Annotated in this window: 1 protein-coding gene; it reads left to right on the top strand. The window is 65.0% G+C overall.

The window, feature by feature from the left end; genetic code table 11:
- The coding region (locus EV655_RS18490) for an SLC13 family permease (RefSeq protein ID WP_132546814.1) at nucleotides 1-1,688 on the top strand (1,688 nt) is incomplete at its 5' end.
- Nucleotides 1,689-1,767: the final 79 nt, after the last annotated feature.

The following is a 1,767-nucleotide window of genomic DNA, read 5'->3' as shown; positions in this document are numbered from 1 at the left end:
TTCTCAGCCCAGCCGAGGCTGTTGCGGGGTTCGGGGCAACCATCATCATCATGGTTGCGGGATTGTTCGTCGTCGGCGAGATGCTGGAGCGGACCGGCGTCGCCCGCACGGTGGGCGACCAGATCCTGAAATACGGCCGGGGTCAGGAAGTGCGGCTGATGGTGCCGCTTTGCGTTGGCGCGGCGGTGTTGGGGTCGGTGATGTCCTCGACGGCGGTGGTGGCCATCTTTATCCCCATCGTCCTGCGCATCGCGCGCGATTCGGGCATAAACCCCGCCCGGCTGCTGTTGCCGATGGCGTTCGGCGCCCTGATTTCCGGCATGCTTACGCTGATCGGCACGCCCGGCAACCTGGCGGTTTCCGACGCGCTGCGCGATGCCACCGGCCAGCCGCTCGGCTTTTTCAGCTTCACCATCATCGGGGTGACCATTCTGGTCCTCACGGTGCTATTCTTTGTCTTCATCGGCCGTCACCTGCTTGGCCCGCTGACAGCGAACGGCACCGACCAGCCACGGCGCAGCGACCGGTCCTTTGCCGACATGTTCCGCATTCACGGCCTGGACCGGGCCGAGATCATGCGGATCGAGAAAAGCTTTGCCGGCAGCGCCGCGCGCGACCTGACCGCCATCGCGCCGCGGATCCTGTCGCGTTGGCGCCGCGGCCCGCGCGGCACCCCGCATGTGACGCTGTTCTCGATCGGAATGGACTTGCAGCGTGATGACCTGGTTGTCGTGACCGGCAGCGAGGCCGACCTTGCGCGGTTTGCCCGGACGCCCGGTGTCGCGCCGGCCGGTTCGTTCTACGACGACATGAACAGATGGATCGACACGCTCGGGATCATGGAGGTGATGATACACCCCGAGGCCGGCATCAGGGGATCGACCCTGGCCGATCTGGCGTTCCGCGAAAATTACGGGCTCGAGGTTCTGGATATCCTGCGCGACGCCAGGCCGGTGGCCGACATCCAGACGACCCCCTTGCGCGGCAGTGACCGTCTGCTGGTCGCCGGCCCGTGGTCAAGGCTGGACGGGATCAATGCCGCCACGCGCGACTTCGTCATTCTCGAAGAGCCGGCCGAGCGGGCGCGGTCGGTGCCGAATTCAAGCAAACTCTGGATCGCGATCATCATCCTGTTCGGCATGATCGCGGTCTCGATCGGGGGGCTGTCGATCACGATCGCGGTGATCCTGGCAGCGATTGCGGCCGTGATGAGCGGCACCATCTCTGCCAGCCAGGCCTATCGATCGATCCGTCTGGATACGCTGGTGCTGATCGCGGGCATGCTGCCGCTTTCGACGGCGCTGGACAAGACCGGCGGCGGCGACATGATCGTGACCGCACTGTTGCAGATGGCGGGCAACGACAGTCCGCGGGCGGTCATGATGGCGCTGTTCTTCCTGACGATGTCCCTGAGCTGGATCCTCTCGAACACCGCCACGCTGGTCCTGGTGGGACCAATTGCAGTAAGCGCAGCGCTCTCGATGGGGGTCTCGCCGGTGCCGATGGCCATCGCGGTGCTGATCGCGGGATCGGCGGGCTTTGCCTCGCCTGTGTCGTCGCCGGTGGTGACTCTGGTGGTCAGTCCGGGCAGCTACAGGTTTGCCGACTTTCTGAAGGTCGGCGTGCCGCTGACGCTTGGCATCGCGACCATTGCGTTCTTCATCATCCCCGTCGTCTTTCCATTCTGACGGCAAAGGCAGGGTACTCACCCGTTTGACCGCCGGGCCCTCGCTTCTTTCGCAAGCATTGGGATGCTGGGGCGATGGC

It is taken from the genome of Rhodovulum euryhalinum (genome assembly GCF_004342445.1).
Lineage (GTDB): Bacteria > Pseudomonadota > Alphaproteobacteria > Rhodobacterales > Rhodobacteraceae > Rhodovulum > Rhodovulum euryhalinum.
This window is presented reverse-complemented; position numbering and strand designations above follow the sequence as displayed.